The 24,987-nt window shown below is 43.4% G+C and carries 24 protein-coding genes; 13 read left to right on the top strand and 11 right to left on the bottom strand.

The features are described 5' to 3' along the window. Positions 1–22: 22 nt before the first annotated feature. Entirely contained in the window at positions 23–640 is a 618-nt protein-coding gene (locus tag PBT90_RS12615) for an HPP family protein (protein WP_264810945.1), read from the bottom strand. Positions 641–923: 283 nt separating this feature from the next. On the opposite strand from PBT90_RS12615, the gene PBT90_RS12610 reads away from it, so the two are divergent. Then, complete coding sequence (locus PBT90_RS12610) at positions 924–1,355, top strand: hypothetical protein (protein WP_264810944.1); 432 nt, start codon at positions 924–926, stop codon at positions 1,353–1,355. Between the two features lie 63 nt (positions 1,356–1,418). On the opposite strand, the gene PBT90_RS12605 is transcribed toward PBT90_RS12610, so the two are convergent. Then, entirely contained in the window at positions 1,419–1,931 is a 513-nt protein-coding gene (locus PBT90_RS12605) for a RidA family protein (protein WP_264810943.1), read from the bottom strand. Between the two features lie 146 nt (positions 1,932–2,077). On the opposite strand from PBT90_RS12605, the gene PBT90_RS12600 reads away from it, so the two are divergent. Then, the gene (locus PBT90_RS12600) at positions 2,078–2,467 is read left to right on the top strand and encodes a GNAT family N-acetyltransferase (RefSeq protein ID WP_333482147.1); all 390 of its coding nucleotides are present in this window, start codon (positions 2,078–2,080) and stop codon (positions 2,465–2,467) included. A gap of 16 nt (positions 2,468–2,483) precedes the next feature. Here PBT90_RS12600 and PBT90_RS12595 read toward each other — a convergent pair whose 3' ends face one another. After that, positions 2,484–3,407 carry a DUF6089 family protein gene (locus PBT90_RS12595; RefSeq protein ID WP_264810941.1) on the bottom strand — a complete coding sequence of 308 codons (924 nt, stop codon included), beginning with the start codon at positions 3,405–3,407 and terminating at the stop codon, positions 2,484–2,486. A 54-nt stretch (positions 3,408–3,461) separates the two neighbouring features. Then, positions 3,462–4,364 (bottom strand): mechanosensitive ion channel family protein, encoded by a 903-nt coding sequence (locus PBT90_RS12590; RefSeq protein ID WP_264810940.1) that lies wholly within the window; start codon positions 4,362–4,364, stop codon positions 3,462–3,464. Positions 4,365–4,517: 153 nt separating this feature from the next. On the opposite strand from PBT90_RS12590, the gene PBT90_RS12585 reads away from it, so the two are divergent. From PBT90_RS12585 to PBT90_RS12565, 5 genes are all read left to right on the top strand, one after another. Continuing rightward, entirely contained in the window at positions 4,518–6,059 is a 1,542-nt protein-coding gene (locus tag PBT90_RS12585; RefSeq protein ID WP_264810939.1) for a bifunctional GNAT family N-acetyltransferase/carbon-nitrogen hydrolase family protein, read from the top strand. Continuing rightward, a complete protein-coding gene (locus PBT90_RS12580; protein WP_264810938.1) occupies positions 6,041–6,625 on the top strand; it encodes a KdsC family phosphatase in 585 nt (194 codons plus the stop codon). Before PBT90_RS12585 ends, PBT90_RS12580 begins: the two co-directional genes overlap by 19 nt. Beyond that, positions 6,612–7,463: a 3-deoxy-8-phosphooctulonate synthase gene (kdsA, locus tag PBT90_RS12575; protein WP_264810937.1), complete on the top strand. Its 852-nt coding sequence runs from the start codon at positions 6,612–6,614 to the stop codon at positions 7,461–7,463. Before PBT90_RS12580 ends, kdsA begins: the two co-directional genes overlap by 14 nt. Positions 7,464–7,472: 9 nt before the next feature. Continuing rightward, complete coding sequence (locus tag PBT90_RS12570) at positions 7,473–9,125, top strand: L,D-transpeptidase family protein (RefSeq protein WP_264810936.1); 1,653 nt, start codon at positions 7,473–7,475, stop codon at positions 9,123–9,125. Positions 9,126–9,321: 196 nt separating this feature from the next. Continuing rightward, a complete protein-coding gene (locus PBT90_RS12565; protein WP_264810935.1) occupies positions 9,322–10,977 on the top strand; it encodes a L,D-transpeptidase family protein in 1,656 nt (551 codons plus the stop codon). On the opposite strand, the gene PBT90_RS12560 is transcribed toward PBT90_RS12565, so the two are convergent. Beyond that, positions 10,957–11,646, bottom strand: coding sequence for a murein L,D-transpeptidase catalytic domain family protein (locus tag PBT90_RS12560; RefSeq protein WP_270129555.1), 690 nt, complete (start codon positions 11,644–11,646; stop codon positions 10,957–10,959). The two genes, PBT90_RS12565 and PBT90_RS12560, sit on opposite strands and share 21 nt — an antisense overlap. A gap of 296 nt (positions 11,647–11,942) precedes the next feature. On the opposite strand from PBT90_RS12560, the gene PBT90_RS12555 reads away from it, so the two are divergent. The 4 genes from PBT90_RS12555 (at position 11,943) to metG (ending at position 15,926) form a co-directional block, all read left to right on the top strand. Beyond that, positions 11,943–12,353, top strand: coding sequence for a 6-pyruvoyl trahydropterin synthase family protein (locus PBT90_RS12555; RefSeq protein WP_264810933.1), 411 nt, complete (start codon positions 11,943–11,945; stop codon positions 12,351–12,353). Further along, entirely contained in the window at positions 12,313–13,017 is a 705-nt protein-coding gene (gene folE, locus PBT90_RS12550) for a GTP cyclohydrolase I FolE (RefSeq protein WP_270129547.1), read from the top strand. Before PBT90_RS12555 ends, folE begins: the two co-directional genes overlap by 41 nt. A 117-nt stretch (positions 13,018–13,134) precedes the next feature. After that, a complete protein-coding gene (locus PBT90_RS12545; protein WP_270129545.1) occupies positions 13,135–13,767 on the top strand; it encodes a TetR/AcrR family transcriptional regulator in 633 nt (210 codons plus the stop codon). A 98-nt stretch (positions 13,768–13,865) separates the two neighbouring features. Then, on the top strand, positions 13,866–15,926 hold the full coding sequence (gene metG / locus PBT90_RS12540) for a methionine--tRNA ligase (protein WP_264810930.1): 2,061 nt from the start codon (positions 13,866–13,868) through the stop codon (positions 15,924–15,926). 253 nt (positions 15,927–16,179) lie between these two features. Here metG and PBT90_RS12535 read toward each other — a convergent pair whose 3' ends face one another. After that, positions 16,180–17,085, bottom strand: coding sequence for a YitT family protein (locus PBT90_RS12535; protein ID WP_264810929.1), 906 nt, complete (start codon positions 17,083–17,085; stop codon positions 16,180–16,182). Positions 17,086–17,339: 254 nt separating this feature from the next. Here PBT90_RS12535 and PBT90_RS12530 point away from each other — a divergent pair, with 254 nt between their 5' ends. Then, positions 17,340–18,764 carry a circularly permuted type 2 ATP-grasp protein gene (locus PBT90_RS12530; protein WP_270129542.1) on the top strand — a complete coding sequence of 475 codons (1,425 nt, stop codon included), beginning with the start codon at positions 17,340–17,342 and terminating at the stop codon, positions 18,762–18,764. A gap of 16 nt (positions 18,765–18,780) precedes the next feature. Further along, on the top strand, positions 18,781–19,761 hold the full coding sequence (locus PBT90_RS12525; protein ID WP_264810927.1) for an alpha-E domain-containing protein: 981 nt from the start codon (positions 18,781–18,783) through the stop codon (positions 19,759–19,761). Here the strand turns inward: PBT90_RS12525 and PBT90_RS12520 are convergent. From PBT90_RS12520 to PBT90_RS12500, 5 genes are all read right to left on the bottom strand, one after another. Then, the gene (locus PBT90_RS12520) at positions 19,758–20,528 is read right to left on the bottom strand and encodes a DUF6503 family protein (RefSeq protein ID WP_264810926.1); all 771 of its coding nucleotides are present in this window, start codon (positions 20,526–20,528) and stop codon (positions 19,758–19,760) included. The two genes, PBT90_RS12525 and PBT90_RS12520, sit on opposite strands and share 4 nt — an antisense overlap. Before the next feature lie 134 nt (positions 20,529–20,662). Then, the gene (locus PBT90_RS12515) at positions 20,663–21,802 is read right to left on the bottom strand and encodes an AEC family transporter (RefSeq protein WP_264810925.1); all 1,140 of its coding nucleotides are present in this window, start codon (positions 21,800–21,802) and stop codon (positions 20,663–20,665) included. A 13-nt stretch (positions 21,803–21,815) separates the two neighbouring features. Continuing rightward, positions 21,816–22,985, bottom strand: a complete 1,170-nt coding sequence (locus PBT90_RS12510) for a pyridoxal phosphate-dependent aminotransferase (protein ID WP_264810924.1) — start codon at positions 22,983–22,985, stop codon at positions 21,816–21,818. Positions 22,986–23,033: 48 nt separating this feature from the next. Then, complete coding sequence (locus PBT90_RS12505) at positions 23,034–23,477, bottom strand: hypothetical protein (RefSeq protein WP_264810923.1); 444 nt, start codon at positions 23,475–23,477, stop codon at positions 23,034–23,036. 34 nt (positions 23,478–23,511) lie between these two features. After that, the gene (locus PBT90_RS12500; RefSeq protein WP_264810922.1) at positions 23,512–24,972 is read right to left on the bottom strand and encodes a SusD/RagB family nutrient-binding outer membrane lipoprotein; all 1,461 of its coding nucleotides are present in this window, start codon (positions 24,970–24,972) and stop codon (positions 23,512–23,514) included. Positions 24,973–24,987 lie beyond the last annotated feature (15 nt).

The raw sequence follows: 24,987 nt of genomic DNA, 5'->3' as shown, positions 1-24,987 counted from the left end.
CCATAAAACTGGTGGATTTAAGTTAAAGTTTGAGTGATCTTCTGTTCATAATTAACCTTTTTCTCTTCAATACTTTTAAAGTTCTCTTGAACGGCCGATGCGATGGGTATTTCCGCTGTGAGGTGATGTTGTTAAAAACTAAAGCGACTACCAGCAGAATCAAGGAACCGGTCAGCACAGGGGAAATTACATACATATATCCGAGTGCTTTTACTTTTTCTGAACCGATCACTGCGATGAGCGCCGTAGCTCCACCCGGTGGATGCAGCGTAAGCGTTATTTGCATCAACACTATGGACAAAGCTACCGCCAAAGGTGCAGCAACCCATAGTGTATTTGGGAAAATCAAGTTTACAGTCACACCCACTATCGCTGAAACTACATGTCCGCCGACCAGATTTCTGGGCTGCGCCAAAGGGCTTCCAATTAAGCCATATACTAAAACACTGGACGCACCAAAAGATCCTATGAGGAAGAGGTTTTCATAACCATTTAGGCTTTTGGAATGGAAAAATGTGATCAATCCTATCCCTACAAACGCTCCTATAAAAGACCAGAGGTGTTCTTTGGTATCTATGAGTGTTTCCTTGTAAAAAACGTATCGTGAAACGCGTATTCCACGCTGAATTTGCTTCTTCATTTAACCTTGATTCTAAAAATTCAATTTTGCAAAAATGGGCAATAATCACTTCTGAAGTCAAGAATTCTGGGAAATTCAGGGGTTTTTTGGTTTGAAATAGAAAAAAATGACCTGAATATTGTGGAAACTGTGTAAAAAATCTAAAATCCTTGAATTCTAAACGATTAGGTTTTGAGGCAGCGGTATCCTTATTTATTGCTCATTTTATTATTTTATCTCCGTCTGAGTTTGTGCGTTTTGGAGTAATCTGCCTAAATTTAATGACACCAAAATTTTTAGAATTATGAGAACCATTAGAGTTTTTATCCTTTTAGTTACTGTGTTCACGTTCTTGAGCATTTCTTACGCCGAAGCACAGCGAGTATCCACGCCTAGAGCCGGAAGAGTAGGTTCCTGGAAGGTACTGGGGACAGTAACAGCTTCTCATTCTGCAGACCATGACGTGATCGTAGTGAAGGGGCCGTACGATTTCTTTCGCCGACTGAAATTTAAGGTCACAGATTCCCCGCTGAACATGAGAAAGATTATCGTTCGATATGATGATGGAGGCAGACCAGAAGAGCTGAATACCCGCTTTGAAATCCCAAAGGGAGGGGAAAGCAGAATAATAGATCTAAAGGGGGGTAGGAGAAAGCTGAAGTCGGTGGAGTTTTGGTATGATACCAAAGGGATATTGAACGGAAAGGCGCATGTGACGCTTTTCGGAATCAAGTAGCCAAATAAAAAAGCCAAGTTGGCGGGAGAGCTAAATTTCTTTCCCGCCTTTATTTTATGCCTTCTATTGTTCGAGTTCCACGATCACCTCTATCTCCACGGCCATATTATTTGGTAAGGCAGCAACACCGACTGCTGAGCGGGCATGTTTTCCTTTTTCTCCAAAGATCTCTACCATCAAGTCTGAAAAGCCATTGATCACTGCTGGCTGCTTGGTAAATGCTGGATCTGAGTTGACCATTCCCAGTACTTTTACAAATTGCTTTACCCGGCTCAGATTTCCGCCTGTGGCTTGCTTTAATACAGCAATGATCTCCAGCCCGGTTTCTCTAGCTGCTTGATAGCCTTCATCTATACTCAGCTCTGCACCTACCTTTCCGAATACTGCAGGACCATTTCCAGACAAGTACAAAATGTTGTCAACTTGACGCCACTTTACATAATTGGCTATAGGTGAGCTGATCTCCGGGAGAGTGAGGCCTAGTTCTTTCAGTTTTTCTTCCGGGCTTTGGGCATAAGATAAGAGCGGGGATAGACAGACTAGGCTTAGCGTCAATAATAGGTTTTTAAATTTCATGGGGATGTGGTTTTGCTTTTTCTAAGCTAGCCGTTTCTTTTTACTTTTGAAATCAACTTTTAAAAAGCATTCTGATGGAGCATATCGAGATAATACCTTATTCACCTGAATTAAGCCCTTTTTTCAAATCCATAAATCAAGCTTGGGTGGAGGAATTATTCTCCATTGAGCCTTTTGACCGGGCTCAATTGGAAGCTCCAGAGGAGACCATCATCAAGCCAGGAGGAACCATTATCTACGCCAAATTAGGGGATGAAATAGTGGGGACGGTTGGCTTGCACAAGATTTCGGATGGGGAATTTGAGTTGGTCAAAATGGGCGTGTCACCGAGCGTTCAGGGAAAAGGTATAGGAATGGCTCTAGCCAAGGCAATTCTGGATAAAGCCAAAGAACTGGGAGGAAAAAAGGTAGTGTTATATACCCACTCCAAGCTTGGCCCAGCCTTGAGGATTTATGAGAAATTGGGTTTCAAAGAAGCTGAAATGGAAGCGGGCAAATATTGTCGCTGTGATATAAAGATGAAAGTAGAAATTTGAGATTTCAAATTTGAGATTACCAGAATCGGAAAGCTTTCTCGTTCACACGATTTCTAAAGAAGAAGTTATCCCAGATATCCGGAGCCAGGTAAATTTCCACGCCAAGGTTTACTGTCATGTATCCATCATAGCGGTGCGTAAGACCGGATCCACGGCGGATTCTTCCACCGTTTCTCAAAATTTTGTCCACATCCGGAAGCCCATTGTCATCTAGGAAATTTGGGTTTCGGACGGCAAGCCTCAGACGGTTTGGATTGTCACCAGATACATAGTCATCTACAAGGTCTAGGTAAAATTCACTGATATTATAGGCGGAAATATCATCCATGTAGTCTGTAAGCGTGAATCTATAGTTCCCTTCCAGGAAGAGATCCATATACACATTGATTTTATACTTCAGGCCCAAACCCATGGGAAAGGTAATGATATATCGCTCGTAAGGGTTGTTTTCCAACTGAAGTGGCCTCAGGTCTATCCATTCACCATCTAGCTGGGTCTCCGGATTGTTAGTGGACATTCCTAAACCTGCAAAAATATAGGGATTCCAAAGTGGGCGGTGGATATTGGGAACCTTTACCGGAAACCAGTAATATTCTACCATTGCGGTAGCTTCCCAGTTTTGAGCCCTGAAATTCAAATTTCTGGGCGTTCGATAAGCCCTAGGATCTGACGGAGGATCGGATCCGGACATTTTGATATAGGAAAAATCCAGTCGGGCTCTGAGATTGGTTCCAAAGGTGTAATGTCCGGCGATATTGACATTCCAGTCGGGTTGAATGCCCTCGTTATATTTCCAAAAGGAGTAAAGCTCGCCAAAATATTGAGTGGGGCCGGCACTTGCAGAAAATGACCATGGTTCCTCAAATCTAAAGCGGTAGAAACTTTGGGAATAGGCTACCGTTGAGGTCAGAAAAACAATTACAAATAGAAGTTTTTTCATAAACGGCCTTCACATAAGCGCAATAGAATCGGGGATTCTGTGCGGAAAATTACCCTATTTTTCCAACTTATCAAACCCTGATTTGAGGTGCAGGTCTCTTTGCGGGAATGGAATTTCTATTCCGTTTGCATTGAATTTTTCGAAGATCACATAATATAATTGGCTTTTCAAAACTTTTGGTCGGTTGCTGTATTCAGATGACCAGACTCTCAGGGTGAAGTTGATGCTATTGTCTCCATAGCTGTCAAATAGTACGTCAGGTTCTGGTGTGTTCAATACTCCTTTATTGGCTTTGGCTACCTCTACCAAAATGTTTTTGACCTTCTCAGGATCTTCTTTGTAGGAAACGCCCACCGGAAAGTTGAACCTGATATTTCGATCATTGTGTGACCAGTTGATCACCTGACTATCAATGAACTGGCTGTTGGGTACGATGATGGTGATGTTGTCATTGGTGACGATCATGGTGGATCTGGCGGAGATTTTGATCACATCTCCGGATACATCGCCCACTTCTATGCGATCGCCTACTTTGATCGGCTGCTCAAAGAGAATGATCAGGCCAGATATGAAGTTGTTGGTGATGTTTTGCAAACCAAAACCTATACCTACACCCAAGGCACCGGCCAGAATCCCAAATGCACTCAGGTCTACGCCATTAGTCTGTAAGATGGAAAAAAGCCCTGCCAATATCAGAATATACTTGACTATGGTACCTATTGATTGTCGGGTGCCCGCCTCAATTTTGTACCTGGAAAGTATTTTATTGACCAGTAGTCGGCGTATCCATTCGGAAATAATAAGTAGAGCCACGAAGGAGCCGATCAGCGTCAGGATAAGGCCAATGGTTAATTTTGACTCTCCTACGTTTACCAGGCTGTAGCTTAATATTTGCTCCACCCATTCTATAAAGCCTGTCGCTTTTTCCTTGGCTACCTCCTGAATTCCTTCTTGCATGCTTTCTATAGTGCTACTTTTCTTTTGCTTAGTTATTTGGCATTTAATCTACTACAATTCTCCCAAAACTTACAAAAGCAAATCCGTTCTTGTCCCCGAATCTGGTAATTGTACCGATGATAATAATTGTTTGAATTTGGCTAATTTTGAGCCATGAGTAAGCAAAAAGAAGAACTGGAGCACCGGCTGAAGCTGCGAAATATAAAACTCTCGGACTATGAAGATATCCGGGAGATCATGATTTCAATCTATAAAAACAAAGGTGGTGCTTGGACTAAGGAAGAGCTGAGAAATCAGTTGAGAGCCTTTCCAGAGGGCCAAATTGGGATTGAGGATAATGGGAAGGTAGTGGCGGCTGCCCTTAGTATTGTGGTGGATTATAATCGTTTCGGTGACAATCATACGTACGATCAGATTACTGGCTATGGGAAGTTTGATACGCACGATATGGAAGGGGACACCCTTTACGGTACCGATGTCTTTGTCTCCTTGGAATACAGGGGGATGCGACTGGGGCGAAGGCTATATGACGCGAGAAAAGAACTGTGCGAAAATCTGAATCTACGCTCCATCATCGCAGGAGGTAGAATACCTGGCTATGCCAACTATGCAGAGGAGATGACTCCCCGCAAGTACATAGATCTGGTGAAAAACAAGGAGATTTACGATCCGGTTTTGTCCTTTCAGATTGCGAATGAATTTCACGTAAGAAAGGTGATTACCAAATACTTGCCGGAAGATACGGACTCCAGAGCCTATGCCACTTTGCTGGAGTGGATCAACATCTATTATGAGAAAGATGAAAAACTGATCGGTAATAAGAAGTCCATTGTACGTCTGGGTTTGGTGCAGTGGAAAATGCGTAGATTTTCCAATGTGGATGATCTGATGCAGCAAGTGGAGTTTTTTGTGGACACTGTTTCCGGTTATAAATCCGACTTCTGCCTACTTCCTGAGTTTTTCAATGCCCCATTATTGGCAGAATTCAACGATATGGATGCTTCGGAAGCCATACGGAATTTGGCAGAATACACGGATGAAATCGTAAGCCGAATGAGTGATCTGGCTGTTTCTTATAATGTGAACATCATAGGGGGCTCCATGCCGGAATACGATGGCAAGAAGCTTAGAAATGTGAGTTACCTCTGTAGGAGAGACGGTACGCAGGATAAGCAATACAAACTGCATATCACTCCGGATGAAGCGGCCTATTGGGGACTTCAAGGAGGGAATGGCATCAATGTATTCGATACAGATGCAGGTAGAATCGGGATTTTGATTTGTTATGATGTAGAATTTCCTGAACTGGGTAGGATTTTGGCAGAGCAGGAAATGGATATTCTCTTTGTGCCATTTTGGACAGATACTAAGAATGCCTTTCTTCGTGTGAATACCTGTGCGAAATCCAGAGCGATAGAAAACGAGTGTTATGTGGCCATCACCGGTTCCGTCGGCAATCTGCCTAAGGTAGAAAACATGGATATTCAGTATTCTCAGGCAGCGATCTACTCCCCTTCGGATTTCTCATTTCCCCATGATGCTGTGGTAGCCATGGCTTCGGAAAATGAAGAAACAATCATCGTGGCAGATGTAGATTTGGATCTCCTCACCAAGCAAAGAAAAGCAGGAAGTGTTAGAAACCTAGAGCAGAGAAGGCTCGATCTTTATTCAATTCAATGGAAGCAGAAAAAATAGTAAACGCATACTTTTCCCATATTTCGGAAGATATCTGGGAAAGAGCGGCCAAAATAAAATTGGTCATTACCGATATAGACGGAGTGATGACGGATGGGGGGATCATCTACGACAACAATAAGCTGGAATTTAAGAAATTCAGTGTGAAAGATGGTCTCATCGTGTATCACCTCCGTAAAAGCGGTTTGATGGTGGGGGCGATCACCGGTAGGGAGTCTTATGTGGTTCAAAACCGCTGTGAGGAACTCAAATTTGACTTTCATTACCACGGTGTGAAAAACAAAGGCAAAAAATTTGACGAGGTATTGGAAACCCTGGTTTTACAGGCTGATGAAGTAGCTTACATCGGTGATGATTTGATTGATTTGCCTATTTTGAGCCGCGTAGGCTTGGCGGTAGTTTCGGCAGATGCCTTGGAATATGTAAAGCCAATAGCCCACTATGTGTCCAGATTTAAAGGAGGAGAGGGCGTTTTCAGAGAAGTGGGAGACTTACTTTTACATGCCAAAAACAATTTAGTCCCAATTATAGAAACCTTATCCCAGCAAGAAAATGCAAAGAAATAAGCAAGTCATGAAGATCACCGATTCTGTGGTATTGGGTGAAGAAAAACCAGTTTTATTCGCAGGTCCATGTGCTGTGGAGAGTTTTGACATTTGCATGGAGATCGGCAGTAAGACCAAAGCATGGGCTGAGCAGCACGGATTTTCTTATGTGTTTAAGGCTTCTTTTGATAAAGCTAACCGTACATCTTCTGCTTCCTTCAGAAGCATAGGGATGGATAAATCTTTAGCGGTTTTGCAGAGAGTGGGCAAGGAACTTCAGGTGCCGCTGGTGACAGATATCCATGAGAGTTACCAGGCCAAAGAGGTGGCTGAAGTAGTAGATGTTTTGCAGATCCCGGCATTTTTATGCAGACAAACAGACTTGCTTTTGGCAGCTGCAGAAACAGGAAAAGCAGTCAAAATCAAGCGGGGACAGTTTATGGCCCCTGAAGATATGCAATATGCAGTCAGCAAGGTCAGAGCTGCCGGAAATGACAACGTGTGCTTGACAGAACGAGGATTTTCTTTGGGATATCACAATCTGGTAGTGGATATGAGAGGCTTGCCTATTATGCGTCAATTTGCTCCTGTGGTTTTTGATATTACCCATTCTGTACAGCAGCCGGGGGGACAGGGCGGTAGTAGTGGAGGACAGCGGGAGTTTGCACCCATCCTGGCCAGAGCCGCTGCGGCTACAGGAATCGACGGCTTTTTCATCGAGACCCATCCGGAGCCCTCCAAAGCACTGAGCGATGGGCCGAATTTGATCCCTCTTCATAAAATGGGAGCATTCCTCGAAATGCTGAAGGAAGCTTGGGTACTGGGTAGAAAGTATCAGGATTTCGAAGTGAACTCTTAAAATAACTCCATGTACAAGTTATTTTTAGTAGTAGGCTTCTTTTTCATTTTTCACGCTTTAGATGCAGTTCCTCTAGACTCATCCCAAATAGCTGAAATAATCAGGTTTAGAATTGAAACTGATCCACCTGGAGAAAAACTCAAAATCAGGAATACCACACTTTTGACTACTGATGATGTAATCAATTTCTACACGGATCGGTATTTTGAGGAGGTTTGGTCTGTGGAAGGGATACTTTCTGAACTGGCTTACGCACTGCGGTTTGAAATCAAACAGTCCCAGTTTGATGGGTTAAATCCAAGGGATTACAATCTGGAAGCAATAGACGGGTTTTTCTCGAAATTCGAAACCAATATGGCGATGGGCAAATCCAATGATCCAGGTGATCTGGCTGATTTGGATATGCTACTCAGTGATGCTTTTTTCCATTTGGCTAGTCATCTGGAGATAGGTAAGGTAGATCCATCCCTAATAGATGAGGAATGGGAGATACAGCGTAAAGAGCAATTGGTTTATTATCCGGATTTGTTGGACGAGGCCATTGCCAGCGGGCAAATTCGACAGACTCTGGAGACGCTTTATCCTAAATTTCCTGTTTACAAAAGAGGTCGTGAAGTGCTGAGAGCACTGGTGGAAGAAGAAAAGGAAGATTCACTGAATTGGAAAAAAGTGAAGGTCTCCAAAGCCCTGAAGGTAGGGGATACCAATAATGATATTCCGATCTTAAGAGAAAGGCTTCAATACTGGGGACTTTTGGATCAATACGAGGTAAAAGAACCGAAACTTTATGACTCAGTGATGATGGCCGGTATCAAGGATTTTCAGGGATATCACGGAATGGTCATTGACGGTGTCATAGGAAAAGTGACAGCTGCAGCGCTAAATGATTCCCCTCAAGCCAAAATCGATAAAGCCAGAGTGAACTTAGAGCGCTTACGCTGGCTTCCGGATACGGTAGAAAATGCTGAATTTATCCTGGTAAATATTGCCAATTTTCAGCTGGATTATTTTAAAAATCTAGATACACTGCTCACAGAACGGGTTATAGTGGGTCGTAAATACCATGAAACACCGATTTTCATGGAGGAAATGAGCTACATCGTTTTTAGTCCTTATTGGAATATTCCCTATTCTATTACTCGTGGGGAAATCATCCCAAGTGCCAGAAAAAACCCAAACTATATCAACTCCAAGAATATGGAGGTAGTTACTCCTGCTGGACAGGTGGTAGATCCAAATTCAATCGACTGGCATTCCAAATCTTTTCCTTATTTGGTCAGGCAAAAGCCCGGTCCGGGAAATTCTTTGGGTTTGGTGAAATTCATGTTTCCTAATAAACATAACGTTTACATTCATGATACCAACGCAAGGTCATTGTTTGCCAATGATGACAGGTCCAGAAGTCACGGTTGTATCCGCATTCAAAATCCCGCTGATTTTGCAAAGATGCTGCTACGTGATGAGCCGGAATGGACCATGGAAAGGATCAATGAGGCGATGAGCCAAACCCATGAACAGGTAGTAAAATTGAAAAAGCCCATTCCAGTGGTGTTGGTCTATTTGACTTTTTGGGCAGATTCCAAAGGAGAAGCACATTTCCGGGATGATATTTATGAGAGAGATCAGGCAGTTTTGATGGCCTTGAATGAAAAGTCATCTTAAGAATGTGAAATGCAATACCCCGTTTTGGGCAAATAGCATCTCAGCATCCATGTTATTCTCTGTTACTCAGTTTTTTTATGTATTGGGTTAAGCGCTTGGTTTAGAGTGGTGTAATGAGTCTTTTTTCGGGTTCTGTCGCAAAATTAATATCGCGTACGAACTTTGGATAATAAAAGGATAAACACCAAAGCCTTTTATGAACAAAAAGATAATTGCCGGCATAGCCACAGTACTAATTGTTGGGATTGGACTTTTTTGGTATTCAAACCATAGAAGATCAGACCTGAAAGACGAATTAAGGGAAAGTCTGACTGGTGAAAAGTCAGGGGTTTTGTCCCAGTCTAAATTTAGTGCTCAAATCCAGGCCTTTTATGCAAATCGGGAATACCTGGAGGTTTGGCTGTTTAATGGCTCGCTTTCTAATTCAGGCGAGGAGCTATTGGAACAGATTGAAAACTCCAAATATGACGGGCTTCAGCCTGTTGATTATTCTTTAGAGGAAATTAACGCACTTTCATCAGACCCGGAAAAAGAAAACAAGAAATTCCGAAATCTCTCAACTGATGAAATGCTCAGCCTGGAGCTGATGTTGAGTGATGCTTTCTTGACTTTGGCGCATGACTTGGAAAATGGTAAGGTAAACCCAGCCAGTCTGGATCCCAATTGGAAATTTGAAAAGAAGGAATCTAAAATCGATTATTTGCATCTGCTCACGGAGATTGGAGCAGGAAGGTCTGTAGAGCATACTTTGCAGGAGCTCTATCCCCACTCCGAACTATATGCCAGAGGTAGAGAGGCTATAGAAGAACTGTATCAAATTCAAGCAAATGATACGCTCGCATGGGAGTTTGCACAGGTAGAAGGTGCTATTGAGGTGGGAGAGATGCATGCCGCCATTCCAGCTTTGCGAAAGCGACTGATGTTTTGGGGCTTTCTGGAACCTTACGAAATCAAGGAAGCTACACTTTTTGATTCTATTATGTTTGCCGGATTGCAGGATTATCAAAAATCCAATGGAATGAAACCGGATGGAATTATCGGGACCTTGGCGGCGGAGTCACTGAATAAGTCACCCCAGGATCTGATCGACATTGCTGCTGTGAATATGGAGCGACTGAGATGGATGCCAAAAATGGACTGGGACCAGGAGATGGTACTGGTTAATATTGCCAACTATCAGTTGGATTACATGCACCACCTGGATACGGCCTTCACGGCAAAAGTGATCGTGGGAAAGGAATACAATGAATCTCCGACTTTCACTGCCCCCATGAGTTATATCGTCTTTAGTCCGTACTGGAATATCCCTGAATCCATTACCAACGATGAGATCATACCCTCAATCAATAAGAATCCAGATTACCTTTCACAAAAAAATATGGAGGTAGTCAGCGGCAGCGGTGAGGTGGTGAAAGCCTCCAAGGTAAACTTATCCAAAGATCAGGGGTATCGTGTTCGCCAGAAACCCGGAGGAGACAATTCCCTTGGTTTAGTGAAATTTATGTTTCCTAATGACTATAATATCTATATCCATGATACTCCGGCCAGAAGTCTCTTTGCCAAGGAGACCAGAGCACTGAGCCATGGATGTATCCGAATTCAAAACCCGGATCAGTTTGCTAAAATCCTACTGGATGATAAGGAATGGGATGATGAAAAAATCCAGAAAGCCATGCACCAGGAAAATGAAGAAGTGGTGGAATTGGACCGAAAAATCCCGGTTGTCCTGCTTTATATGACCTTTTGGGCAGATAAAGATGGCAAAGCTAATTTCAGGTCTGATGTTTATGATCGGGATTCAGCACTTCTGAAAGCTTTGCGAAGCCAAAAATCAAGCCTGGATCAAGCTTGATTTATTGAGGTAATTTTCGTCTTGTCCATAGATAAAAAGTAAAGACCCCTCCTTGATTAAATCTATGGCTTGGTCAGAAAGCTCGCTTGGAAGAGCTGGACAGCCTAGGCTTCTTCCTAGTCTTCCCACGGATTTTGCGAATTCTTCCCGGGCGTAATCCGCCCCGTGAATGACAATCGCTCGATTTCTGGCCTGGTCGTTGAAGCCTTTTTCCAAACCATCCAGTCGCAGAGAGTACCCATGTTTTCCGGAGTAGGTTTCTGCAGTTTTATAGAATCCCAGACTGCTTTTGTAAGATTCAGGTTGGTTGGAAAAAGATATTGCCATCAATTCTCCGGAATTTCTGCCATGAGATACCACGGAGTTCAATAGGATTTCACCCTTTTCTGGGTCTATGATCCACATTCTTTTAGCCGTAGAAGGCAGGCTGAAATCTATGACCGTCAATACTTTTGATTTCAGATCTTCTTTCATTTTGGTCCAGCCTTGAAAGGCTAGGGTAAACACCTCTTTAGAAGGTAACACCCCTGTGCTGCTTTGCAGGCCGTTATAAATGGTGCTGATGGGGTCTATGGAGGTGATAATGGCAGGTTTTTCTGCTTTGATATTTGGCTGTGGGAAACTTCCTATGAAAAGGAGGAAGGTAATCGCAAGGGTTTGGTAAAGCATAAGCATCTGGGTGATTGTGCAAATTTAGGGACTAAGGCCCGTAGTACAAACGAGCTTAACCTCAGTCTCTTATGGTTAATGTCATAAAAGATGTGAAAACTCTTCGGAACCATCTCGGTACTTTTCAGGGTTCTAGCCTTAATGGCTGGAGAAGGTAGGTTTTGGTACCAATTAATATTCTGTATTTTTGCGTTCCGAAAATTATTCCACTGTCTGTCAGGATGCTCTATGCAGTCTAACAGTCTTTATCAAAAATAATTCAAACAAAAGCAGAATAGCGGCTGTTTCAGCAATTCATGAAAGTATCAGTTTACAGAAAAGAGCATTTCAATGCGGCACACAGATTACACAACCCTGACTGGTCAGACGAGCAAAACCAAGCTGTTTTCGGGAAGTGCAATAATCCTCATTTTCATGGACACAATTATGAATTGGTCGTAAAACTAAGGGGGGAGATAGACCCTCGGACGGGGTATGTATATGATATGAAAGTGCTCAGTGATTTGATCAAGGAGCATGTATTGAGAAAATTAGATCACAAAAATTTGAACCTGGATACCGATGAATTCAAAGAACTTAACCCTACCGCTGAAAACATTGCAGTGGTTGTTTGGAATATTTTAAGGGAAAAAATTGATCGAAAATTCGAGTTAACGATTCGACTTTATGAAACAGAAAGAAACTTTGTTGAATACGATGGGAATTAATATCGCCAGAGCTACAGCCGAAGATATAGGTGATGAGCATGTGGGTACCTCCCTTGAAACTCCCCTGAGAGAGGATGCATTTGAAATGGATGATGAGCTGAAGATCGAACTGATCGAAAAGCACTTCCGTGAAATTATGCACATCATGGGGCTGGATCTCACCGATGATAGTCTGAAGGGCACTCCGCATCGTGTTGCAAAGATGTATATAAAGGAAGTCTTTAGCGGTCTAAACCCGCTGAATAAGCCGGTAGCTAAGCTTTTTGACAATAAATACAAATACAATGAGATGCTGGTGGAGAAGAATATTACTTTCTTTTCACACTGCGAGCACCATTTTGTACCTATTCATGGCAAAGCTCATGTGGCCTACATTTCCAATGGTAGCGTGATAGGATTGTCTAAAATCAATAGAATAGTTCAGTATTTTTCGCAGCGACCTCAGGTGCAGGAACGCCTGACTATGCAGATCGGAAATGAGCTGGTGGAGGCTCTGGGCACTGAAGATGTGGCCGTGATCATGGATGCAGATCATATGTGTGTAAGCTCCAGAGGTGTCAAAGACACAACAAGTTCTACACTTACCTCGTTCTATTCAGGAAAGTTTGAACAAGATGAGCAGACTCGCAATGAGTTTTTGAAGTATATCAGCTTAGAGAGATAACTTTTGAAATACTAAACCAACATTATAGACCGGGCAAGCAGCTCGGTCTTTTTTTTTCATTGCAGAATCCTACCGATATTTAAACTTCTATTTAAGGTTTTCGCCCCATTTGTCCCCATGACCAAAAAATCCCAAAAAGAAAGCAAGATTCTGGATGTAGCCTATCAGCTTTTTCTGGAAAAAGGCTATCGTCAAACCACCATGGATGAGATTGCTCAGGTACTGGGGATGAGCAAAAAGACGCTTTATAAATATTATCCGGGTAAAATAGAGCTGCTCTCTGCTACTTTTGAAGTACTGAAAACCAAATTGACAGCCAAAGTGGAAGGGATTTTGGATAATAAATACCTGCCTTTTCCACTGAAACTCAAATCCACACTCACTGTCATGGCATCCCATCTGGCTCCGATCAACCCAGAGCTTTTTGAAGATTTAAGGGAATATGCCCCCGAGGTTTGGGAGGATTTGCAAAGCTACATCAACGAGTCAGCCTACATTCGCTTTCAGCAGCTAATCACCCAGGGAGTATCTTTGGGATTGATGAATCCAAGCACCAACATAAATCTGGTAGTGATGATGTATGCAGCTGCAGTTCAGTCTCTTTTGGATCCCAGGTTTACCGGCCAGTTTCCGGAGGAGATGCAAAAAGGCCTGAAAATTCCCGCTTCGGATATCTATGATCAGGTGACCACCATTATTTATAATGGGATTTTGACCGATGAAGCCCGAGAGGAATTTGCGAATGCGTAAGCCCAGCTTGCTTTGATTTTCCTATCTTTGCAGCCAATAAAAAGGAGGTTTCCGGAAGTAAATCCCACAATCACAGCAATACGAACTTTATCCTCATCATGAGTCATAAGAATTTTAAAAGATACACCATCACCTCAGCTTTACCCTATGCCAACGGCCCCTTGCATATTGGGCATTTGGCAGGCTGCTACATTCCATCAGATATTTATGTTCGATATTTGCGAAGCCAAGGCAAAGATGTGGCCTATATCTGCGGGTCTGATGAGCATGGAGTAGCCATTACCATCAAGGCAAAGAAGGAGGGGAAAACACCACAGGAAGTGGTGGACCATTACCATCAAATCATGAAAGGCAGCTTTCAGGAATTTGGAATCAGTTTCGATCATTATTCCAGAACTTCGGCTCCTATCCATCATGAAACTGCTCAGGGATTTTTTAAGGACCTCTACGAAAAAGGAGAGTTTATCGAGCAAAGCACCGAGCAGTATTATGATGAAGAAGCAGGGCAGTTTTTGGCCGACCGCTACATAGAGGGCACCTGTCCCAAATGTGGAAATGAGCGTGCCTATGGAGACCAATGCGAGAAATGTGGAAGTTCCCTGAGTCCAACTGAGCTGATCAATCCTAAGTCAAAACTAAGTGGGAGAACACCAGTTTTGAAAGAAACCAAGCATTGGTTTTTGGATCTGGCGAGGTACCAGAGTTTTCTGAAAAAATGGGTGCTGGAAGAGCATGCAGAGGATTGGAAAAACAATGTATTGGGCCAATGTAGGTCTTGGTTGGAAGCGGGAGACGGTTTGCAGGCAAGATCCATGACGCGTGATTTGGACTGGGGGATCAAAGTTCCGCTGCAAGACGCAGAAGGCAAAGTGCTCTATGTGTGGTTTGATGCGCCTATAGGATATATTTCTTCTACCAAAGAATGGGCAGCAGAAAAAGGAATAGATTGGGAGCCATACTGGAAAGATGAAGATACCAAGTTGGTGCATTTTATAGGAAAGGATAACATCGTTTTTCACTGCATTATCTTCCCGGCCATCTTGAAAACCCATGGTGGCTATGTGCTTCCTGATAACGTACCGGCGAATGAGTTTCTGAATCTAGAAGGAGAGAAGATCTCTACCTCTAGAAACTGGGCCGTTTGGCTTCATGAATATTTGCAGGAATTTCCGGGTAAGCAGGATGTGCTTCGCTACGTGCTGACAGCAAATGCTCCTGAGACTAAGGACAATGACTTCACCTGGAAGGATTTTCAGGCAAGGAATAATTCTGAGTTGGTAGCCATTTACGGTAATTTTGTGAACAGGGCCGTAGTTTTGACCCATAAATATTATCAAGGCACGGTGCCTGCCCCAGGAGAGCTGACCGGGTATGACGAGGAAGTGATAGCTACTTTGAAAGACTTCCCCGAAAAGATAGCCTCTTCCATTGAGCGATATAGGTTCCGTGAAGCGCTGGCTTTGGTGATGGATTTAGCTCGACTGGGCAATAAATACCTGGCAGACACAGAGCCTTGGAAAGTAGTCAAAACGGATGAGGGTAGAACAGCGACTATTCTGAATATCGCGCTTAATATTGCTGCAAATCTGGCGATAGTTTCCGAACCATTTTTGCCATTTACGGCTGGAAAGCTCTTCGAACTTTTTGGTTTGGAAAAGCCAGAATGGTCGCAGTCAGGCCAGTCCCAATTGTTGAAGGTAGGAAGTACGCTGGGCAAAATGGGGCTGCTTTTTGAAAAAATAGAAGACAGTGTAGTAGAAAATCAAGTACAAAAACTTATGGATGCCAAAAAGGAAAATGAAGCAGCAAATGCACCTGTACCGGTGATGAAAGAGATCATTACGTATGATGACTTTGCCAAACTGGATATGCGGGTAGTGACCATCCTCCAAGCGGAGAAAATGCCTAAATCAAAGAAATTGCTCAAGCTAAAGGTAGATACAGGATTGGGTGAACGCACAGTGCTCAGCGGTGTGGCAGAGCATTTTGAGCCGGAATTTTTGGTGGGTAAACAAGTGACTATGCTTATTAATTTGGCACCAAGGAAAATGATGGGAATTGATAGTGAAGGTATGATCCTGATGGCCGAAGACAAGGACGGTAAACTCAAGCTAATGGTGCCACATGAAGGGACGGCGAGTGGATCGACAATCTCATAAATTCATCGCTCCGAACGAAGCGAAGCAAGTCTGAGCCTTAGTATCAAGAGCCCTGAGTCTAGAGTCAAAAATCACGAACCTAGAATTTAGAACGAAGAGCCAAGATGACCCTGTAGAACCGGGACATCTTGGCTCTTTTTAGTTTGGAGCATAATTCCATAAACTTCCTGTTTTCCTACTATCATTTCTCTGAAATCTAGCACCTTGATACAGGCCTCTCATATCTTGATACTAACGTCAAGCTACTGCATGCTCAATGCAACGGTCTCTTTTTAATCATGCCTCCTTTGGTATCCTTGATAGGATATTGGATCACGAAGGCTTTGGGGTCTATTTTTTCGATTTCTACCAGCATTTTGGTCACCTCCAGACGTGTGATCACGCAGAATAACACCTTTCGGTCCGGTAGTTGATTGGCTTTGTCCCCGTAGCCACCATCTGATTTCAGTACAGTAACACCTCTGCCTAGGTCGTAAGAAATCATCTGCTTGATGTCCTCATTTTGTGGAGACATGATCATTACACCTAAGTATTCTTCTACCCCGTTGATGATGAAATCCACTGTTTTGGATGCTGAAAAATAGGTGAGCATGGAGTACATGGCCGTTTCTAAATCCACAAAAATAGCAGCAACAATAAACAAGCAGACGTTGAATACGGTGATAAAATCACCCACCGTGAGACTGGACTTTCTGCTCACAGAAATGGCCAACACCTCGGTGCCATCGATCACCGCACCGCCTCGGATCGCAAAGCCGATTCCAGAACCCAAGAAAAAACCGCCAAAGACCGCAATCAGTAATTTATCGGCGGTGATTGCAGGAACTTCTATGTAATGAACTAGTAAGGCTAGGCCAAAGATGGCCAGGGTGCTTTTGATGGCAAAAGGTACGGAAACCTGCTTTGCCCCAAGTAAAATAAAGGGCAAGTTGACCAGGATAATCAGAATTGAAAGGTTCACCGGAGTGAGCATTTCGAGCAAAAGTGACATCCCCATCGCGCCTCCGTCGAAAAAGCCATTTGGCAAAAGAAATCCTTTCAGTCCAATACTCGCCATCACTACACCAATAGCTATAAACATGGCGTCTTTAAACTGTCGGTACAGTGTAATTCGCTTAATCAATGCATTGTCTTGGATGTTCAATATTCTCTTAACCATGATTCGAAAATAGACTATTTGTTGAAGACTTGATTCGTATTGGCCTCAAAAAATGCTTATCTTAAGACAGAAGTTTACTTGGATTCAAACTGTAGATAGATTTTATTGTATTGACATTGAAATAGCTTGATTTTTAAATATTGTATATTATTTGAATGTTATTGGTAATAAAATGATCCTATTTCAGATATATTTTTGAAAATATCTCGAATTGAGCTATCTTTTTACACTACGAAACTCCAATTCTTAATTTTATGAATATCGATCATTATAAAACAGGAGGACACTTTGACGAAATGGTGTCACCTGAGGGGGAGATTAGAAGCCATTATGAGGAGTTTTACAAGCATTTGAAGAAAACCAGCAGCAGGAAAATGAATCACCTGCAGTTTTCGGCCAATCAGACGCAACGCTCCATGGGCATGACCTTCAATGTGTACCATGACAACCAAGGCCTAGAGAAAATCCTACATTTGGATATTATACCTAGAATTATCCCCAATTCTGAATGGGAAATATTGGAGTCCGGGTTGAAGCAGCGGACCAAGGCCATCAATTATTTTTTACAGGATATCTACAATGAGCAGCAGGTGCTCAAAGACGGTATAGTCCCCTCAGATTTGATTGTGAAAAGCAGGGATTTTCTTGAGCCCTGTATAGGATTGACCCCTCCCAAAGGGATCTGGTGCCATATCACAGGTACAGATCTGGTCAAAAATGTAGATGGGCAATATTACGTGCTGGAAGATAATCTGCGCTGCCCTTCCGGAGTGTCTTATATGCTGGAAAGCAGGGAGATCATTAAGCGGGTGTATCCTGATATTTTTAACCAAAAAGGTGTGAAGCCTGTCTCTGATTATCCGGCTAAGCTTCTAAGCATGCTTCAGAATCTCTCCGACAAGCCCAAGCCGGTAGTGGGTGTGCTCACTCCCGGGATTTACAATTCTGCCTATTATGAACATTCTTATTTGGCTCTGCAGATGGGAGTTGAGCTGGTGAATGGAGTGGATCTTATCGTGGAGAACAATAAAGTTTACATGCAGACAACTAAAGGTCTAGAGCAGATTGACGTGCTCTACCGTAGGATAGATGATACCTTTTTGGATCCGCTTACTTTCAATCCTGAATCCATGCTAGGAGTACCGGGGATTTTTGAGGCTTATAAAGCAGGCAATATAGCCTTAGCAAATGCTCCTGGTACTGGTGTGGCAGATGATAAGGCTGTGTATGCGTACGTGCCGAAAATCATAGAATATTATCTGAACGAGCAACCTATTTTGAACAATGTGCCCACATATCTCTGTAGGGAAGAAGAGGATAGAGCCTATGTGTTGGAGCATATTTCCGAGCTAGTGGTGAAGGAGACCAATGCCGCCGGGGGCTATGGGATGCTTATCGGCCCAAAATCCACTGCCGAAGAACATGAGAAATTCAGAAACCTGATTAGAAATAACCCCAAAAATTACATTGCGCAGCCTACACTCTCACTCTCCACGGTACCTACTCTGGCGGATAACACCATCTCAGGTAGGCATGTAGATCTTCGTCCGTACATCCTTTATGGCAAAGATATAGAAGTGATACCTGGCGCGCTTACCAGGGTAGCTTTGAAGGAAGGGTCCTTGGTGGTGAACAGCTCTCAGGGAGGCGGAAGTAAAGATACTTGGGTATTGTATTAATTAATGTATAAAGACCATGCTTAGTAGAGTTGCGAATAGTATTTATTGGTTGGGGAGATATCTGGAAAGAGCGGAAAACTATGCCCGTTTTATCGATGTGAACTTTAACCTCATGCAGGATTTGCCAGGTGATCTAAAGGAACAATGGCTACCGCTCATTGCCACCACCGGAGATTTGGAACTTTACAAGTCAAAGTACCAAGGGTTTGAAAGGCAAAATGTGCTTTTTTTCTTGGTGTTTGATGCCGAAAATCCCAATTCAATGATTTCTTCTATCAAGTTTGCCAGGGAAAATGCCAGGATTATCCGTGAAAATCTAAGTAAAGAAACCTGGGAAAAATCCAATGAACTCCATTATATGATGCAGCATGGACTGGAGAAAAAAGTGTGGAAAAAAGAAGATCCCAGGCCATTTTTTGAGAAGGTCAAAAATCAGATTTTATTAATCTATGGAATAGCAGATAGCAGTGTGGCTAGAGTGGAAGGCTGGTATTTCAGGCAGCTTGGGCAGTATCTAGAGCGGGCAGATAAAACCTCTAGAGTCTTGGATGTGAAGTATCATATTTTGTTGCCTTCTGATCAGGAGGTAGGTACACCTCTGGATTTCTTGCACTGGATGGCACTTCTTAAATCTGTGACTGCATTCAATACCTACAGGAGAGTGTACGGAAATATCGATCCTGCTTGTGTGGTGGAGTTTTTGGTGCTGAATAAATATTTCCCCAGGTCAATTTATTTCTGTATCAAGAAAGCAGAACACTGTCTTCACAACATCTCTGGTAACTTGGGTGGCGGCTACATGAATTCTGCTGAAAAGGCCATAGGAGAATTGCGTTCCAGGCTGGAATTTTCCGAAGTGGGGGAATTGATAGGATATGGGCTACATGAGTACTTGGACAATCTTCAGGTCAAGATCAATCAGATCTCTGATTTGGTAGATACCACCTTTTTCACCATTCGGGACAATCAGGTGCAGCAATCTCAGTCTCAATCTTAGTCACCATACACTCCAGTCTCTGGCTTTTCGAAAATCTCCTCATCAAACTCCTCTTCCAATAGTAAGGCGTCTGCAAAAGTGACTTGGTATTTGATGTTTTTCAAAGAATCATTCTCATACGCATACCCGGTAAGAATGCGCGGAAAATACACGCCGTCAGCGTTTCTGTAGTCCTCATATTTCAAGGCGCTAAAAGGAGGGTTTTCAGCCCCGAAAAAGGTGACGGTGTATAGTAAGTACTCCAGTCTGTTTGTCTCAGGGTTGATCAATAGGAAGTATTGATCATCCGGACTAGCTCCTTTTTCCTTATCAAAACTCACGCTGAAGGTGGGGTATTCCTTGCCATTGATTGTTTTTGGGTCGGATTTTGAAACAGTCACCCCTGGATCTGTAAAGATGTAGGGGATATTAAAAAAATAGAAATACAGATTGTGGTAGAAGCGCAGTGATCTTCCTTTATAGGCTTCCCTGTTTGGGCTGATCCAAGTTTGCTCACCATCAAATCCCATTTCAAACTCTGTGTTTGATAACCTGATTTTACGGCTGTCCAGGTTGATAAATGCATCTTCCTCCGTCATAACTCCCTCATGGATCATGGCATAGCTTTCTGCTTTGGCCCGATACCATTTTTCCCACTCACCATGTGCATCCAGCACTGCTTCAAACTCTGGAGAGAGCTCAGGAAGTGGTTTTTCCGAGTTTTGCTGACAGGAAAATACAAGTGAAACCAGGCAAAGGGTAATAAGTAAAGCGTAGATTTTAGGCATATTGGGGTTTTTAAAGGACAATTTAAGGGTAAATATGGAAGATCTGCAAACCTCTTCTTTTTTCAAAAAGCAAAAAAACCCGGGCAATACCCGGGCATTTCCAAAGTTAAACCTATTGTATAACTAACCCTTAGCTATTGTTCTACCGAACTGTCTTTAAGTTCTTTTCCTCTCAGGTTTTCCCAGCTGAAATCTGCGCTTTTCACCAATGCGATTGCCTTTGGCAATACGGCTGCTCCGATCATAATACTGCCTATGGAAATTACGTGAACGGGATTTAAGAAATAGGATCCAGAGGTGAATACCCCTAAAATGAGCAGGGTGCTGAATGGCATGGATACTGCCAGCACATTGACCCCAAGTTCCAGATCGAATGTGGGATTGCTTTTCTGGTCTTCGTTTTCATGCTCCAGCTTGCGTACTGCCGACATGTGTGCAAACGGCCAGAAGCTGACTGCACTCTGTGGAAAAACCACTGCGAGTAGGATAGCCGCCTCTGAAGGCATGGGAACCAGCCAGATAAACAATCCGGAAATCAGAAAAGTGATCCCTGCTCTGAAAGTGAGCAAAGAAGCAATCATCCTTAGCTGATCCCACTTGAATATGACTGCGATTCCTATGAAAATCAAGACCAAGGGAGTCATCATGTCCTTCATCATCAGTACCGAGGCACTGAGAAAACCCGGTAAATTATCCATGTTGATACCCAAACTGAGCAAGCCAATAGCTACTAGGATCACCATGTTGATGGGTTCGCTGACCATGGCCAGAAGCAGCTGTTTGATTTTCTGAGTATTGGATTTGGATTTCAGGCTTTGATTCTTGTAATACCAGGACATAGCCAGCATATAAGCTAGAATGAGCACAAAAATCTTATTTCCAATATCAGAAAGCGCTGCCCAGGCCAGCACGTCATCACCGAGATATTCCACTATAAAGGGGAAGCAGGTGAGCCCAGGAGCCAAAGAGGGGAGAAGCAGCATCAGCGTACGCATGGCTGGGGTATCTCCCTTCACTCCAAAAAGCGGTAGTGCATAACGCGTGACCAGAATCATCACTATGTTGAAAATCAAAGCCAAAACCGGTAGTATCATTAAATCCGGATTGATTTCGATCTTCAGCAAAGCGACGAAAATCATGGCTGGCAGTGCGATGTTGAGTATGATTGTTTTTAAACCCTTTTTCTGATCTTCACTTTGGAGTTTTTTTTGAAGAAATAGTCCAATAACTATTAGAAGAATCAGCGATAAGGTTTTTTGAAGTGCAATACTCATATTGTAATTAGTTCTATGCTGTTACTTTCTTGAAGGCATCGACGAAGATTTCCATCTCCTCTTTGGTGCCCATACTTACCCGGCACCAAGGTTTGTTGTCGATATTGAATACCCGTATGCCTACTCCGCTATCATACATTCCCTTCATAAATGGCTGTCCCTCCATTCTCAATGGGAAGATCATAAAGCTGGTATGGGATGGGATGATATCGTATCCCATGGCTGCGATTTCTCCTTTGGTATATTCTCTGCAAGCGGTGTTCATATCGCGACAGCTGCTCAGAAAGGATTCTTCTTTTAAGCTGGCAATAGCTCCATTGAGAGAAGTCACGCATAGCCCCATGGTACTTCGTACTTTGGAAGTGATGCTTTCGATCCGTTCAGGCTGGGCCACCATATAGCCGATTCTCAGGCCGGCCATTCCGTGGATTTTAGAGAATGTTCTGGCTATGATGACATCCTTGCCTTCCGCTACTAGGCCTACCATTGAACTTTTCTCAGGATTGTCCAGAAATTCCAAATAGGCTTCGTCAATAAAAACCGGGGTTTTCTCGGAGACTTTGGAACAGAATGCACGAAGTTTGGTAGCATCAGTGATCGATCCGGTTGGGTTGTTTGGATTACAGATATAGACCAGATTAGTCTCGGAATCTACAGCAGCTTCCATAGCATCCAGATCGTGCTGAAAGTCCTTTGTCAGTAAGGTGGGTTTCCAGGTAGCCCCCAGTTTTTGTGCGGTGTTCATCAGTGACATGTAGGATGGATCTGCAGAGACTACGTTTCCTCCATTCATAAACTGGACAAATGCCACTTTCTCCAAAATATCCGAAGAACCAGGAGAGAGCATGATGTGATCAGGGCTTACGCCTTCTTTTTCTGCGATCATGGTCAGCAGCTCTCTTGCTTCTCCATGACCGTATCTGTTGCCTAAGGAAATTGAGTCGGAGATTGCCTTGATGACTTTGGGTGAGGGGCCGTAAGGATTTTCGTTAGCGTTTAATTTGGCTACCAGTCTAGCCTCATCAAAATTAAATGCCGGGATATGCTCATTCAGGATGGATTCTGGCTGATAGACAGCCATTGATTTATTTTTTGCGGAAGCAAATGCAGGTGCCAAAGCCATTGAGCCCATGGCCATCAGGCTGGATTTGATCCAAGTTCTTCTGTTAAATGTGTGATTCATGATCTTGTGTTTAGGTTAGAGTCAAATAGTTTTAATGTATAAATGCGCTTAGTTTACTCTGACGGTGTGGTATTTCCGAAAAGGGATGTCCTTGTATTCGCCCACAAACTCCAGTCGTACCTGGCTTCCTGAGGTAGGTTCAGATAGCCCTAGCTCGGACCAGGAAACCACCAGTTCGGCAGCACCGGCTGCATCCGTGAGCAGACTGGCAACCGCAGTGGTATTGTTGATAAATACCGCTATATCGAGATTAGATACCGGGATGGAATCTATCCCCTGGGTGTGGTCCAGAATGTTTGTTTTGTCCAGTTCCAAAAACTTGGAAGCCACAGTTACCGGAGATTCCGGTGAGAAGGAATTGCCTTCAAATAAAATCAGAACCGGGGCGGCCACATTGGGAGTGACCAATTCCTCAGTTTCCACGCAGGACTGAGTGAATATCATGGAGACTACTGCTCCAATTGCCAATAATCTATTAATAGAGTTTTTCATAGGAATGTCTGTTGAGTTTTGGAGATTGATTGGATTATTCTACCCACCATAGAGGTGTTCTCATATTGTCTGACCCGCCCAGTTTGCTGATGCCTTCGTCTAGGTTCGTCTTGTTCAGAGAGTATTCAGAACTTGGGTATTCAATTCTGGTAGGTAAAACCCCTTCATTTGAGAAAACTGCATTAGGATTTGGGGGTGGCATCACCGGATAGCCAGTTCTACGGTATTCGTTCCAGGCTTCTACCCCTTGTCCGAATAGGGCTATCCATTTTTGCGTCATGATGCTTTCTTTAGTCACTCCGCCTATTCTGCTCATATAGTCATCCGGCATGATCAAACCTTGCTGTCTAAATGAGGCTTTGATGGCGCTCTCCAGATATTCAGCAGCATCACCTTCGATGTCTCCATCTAGCGCAGCTTCCGCTTTGATAAACTCCAGTTCCGCATAGGTCATTAGTACGCTCGGAGCGGTAGGGTCTAGGTATTTCAATCCGATTCTGGAAGCGTTATAAGTTCCTGCTGCAGCATCAGTGAGTCCATTAGGCAGGCCTGCATAGGAACCGTCTTCCAAAGGCTGGGCATACACGGTAATCCGCTCATCATCCAGCTCCAGTAATTTGTCTATCAAGGTACTGCTGATGTTCCAGTCAGACCGGGTAGAGAAAACATCAAACATTTTGTTTCTACTGCCTATCACATCAAAGTGATGTAGTTCTGCTGCCTGTTCTACATTTTCGAAAACGGGATACTTGCTCGGGTCACCTAGAATCTGAGCCATTATAGCTCGGGATTCGGCCGGCTTTTGGCTGGCTTGTCTATTGGCAATTCGAAGAGTCAGAGAATTGGCAAAGCGCTTCCATTTCATGATGTCTCCGTTGAAGAGAATGTCACCTTCCACGGTAGGTCCATCCGTAGACAGCAAGTCATTTGCTTCCATCAGTTCATTGAGGATTCCGGCATAGATTTCCTCCTGCGAGTCATATTTAGGAGAGTTGATAGGTTCTTCGCCTGTACCTTGTAGCGCTTCAGTGTAGGGGATGGGGCCAAAAACATCTGTCAGATAAGCAAAGGCAAAAGACTGCATGGTCATGGCAATGCCTTGATAATTGGCGTTTTCAAAAGAAGATCCCGGTGCCGAGAGCGTTTTTACCCGTTCAAAATTGATCAGGGATTCGTTGTAAATACTGTTCCAGGTCCCAGATGAAATGGTCAGTGGGATTTCGTAGCTGTCTCCCTCAGCATTGATGTAGATGTTTCTTGACAAGTGCTGTATCCAGCACATTGCCGCATCTATGTTCAATCGCTGATAGCGAGTGCTATGACCCCAATATCGGTCTACTACCGTTTGAATTGCGTTTGGCAAAAGCAGAGAAGGTGAGATGGATACGGGGTTGTTTGGGTCAGTATTGATCTCTTCAAAATCTTTGGTACAGGAAGTCATCGTACCAAAAGTCAGAAGGAGAATAGCGGTCGTATATTGATATATTCTTTTCATCTGTTTATAATTTGT

The sequence above is a fragment of the Algoriphagus sp. TR-M9 genome (assembly GCF_027594545.1).
Taxonomy (GTDB): Bacteria; Bacteroidota; Bacteroidia; order Cytophagales; family Cyclobacteriaceae; genus Algoriphagus; species Algoriphagus halophytocola.
This window is presented reverse-complemented; position numbering and strand designations above follow the sequence as displayed.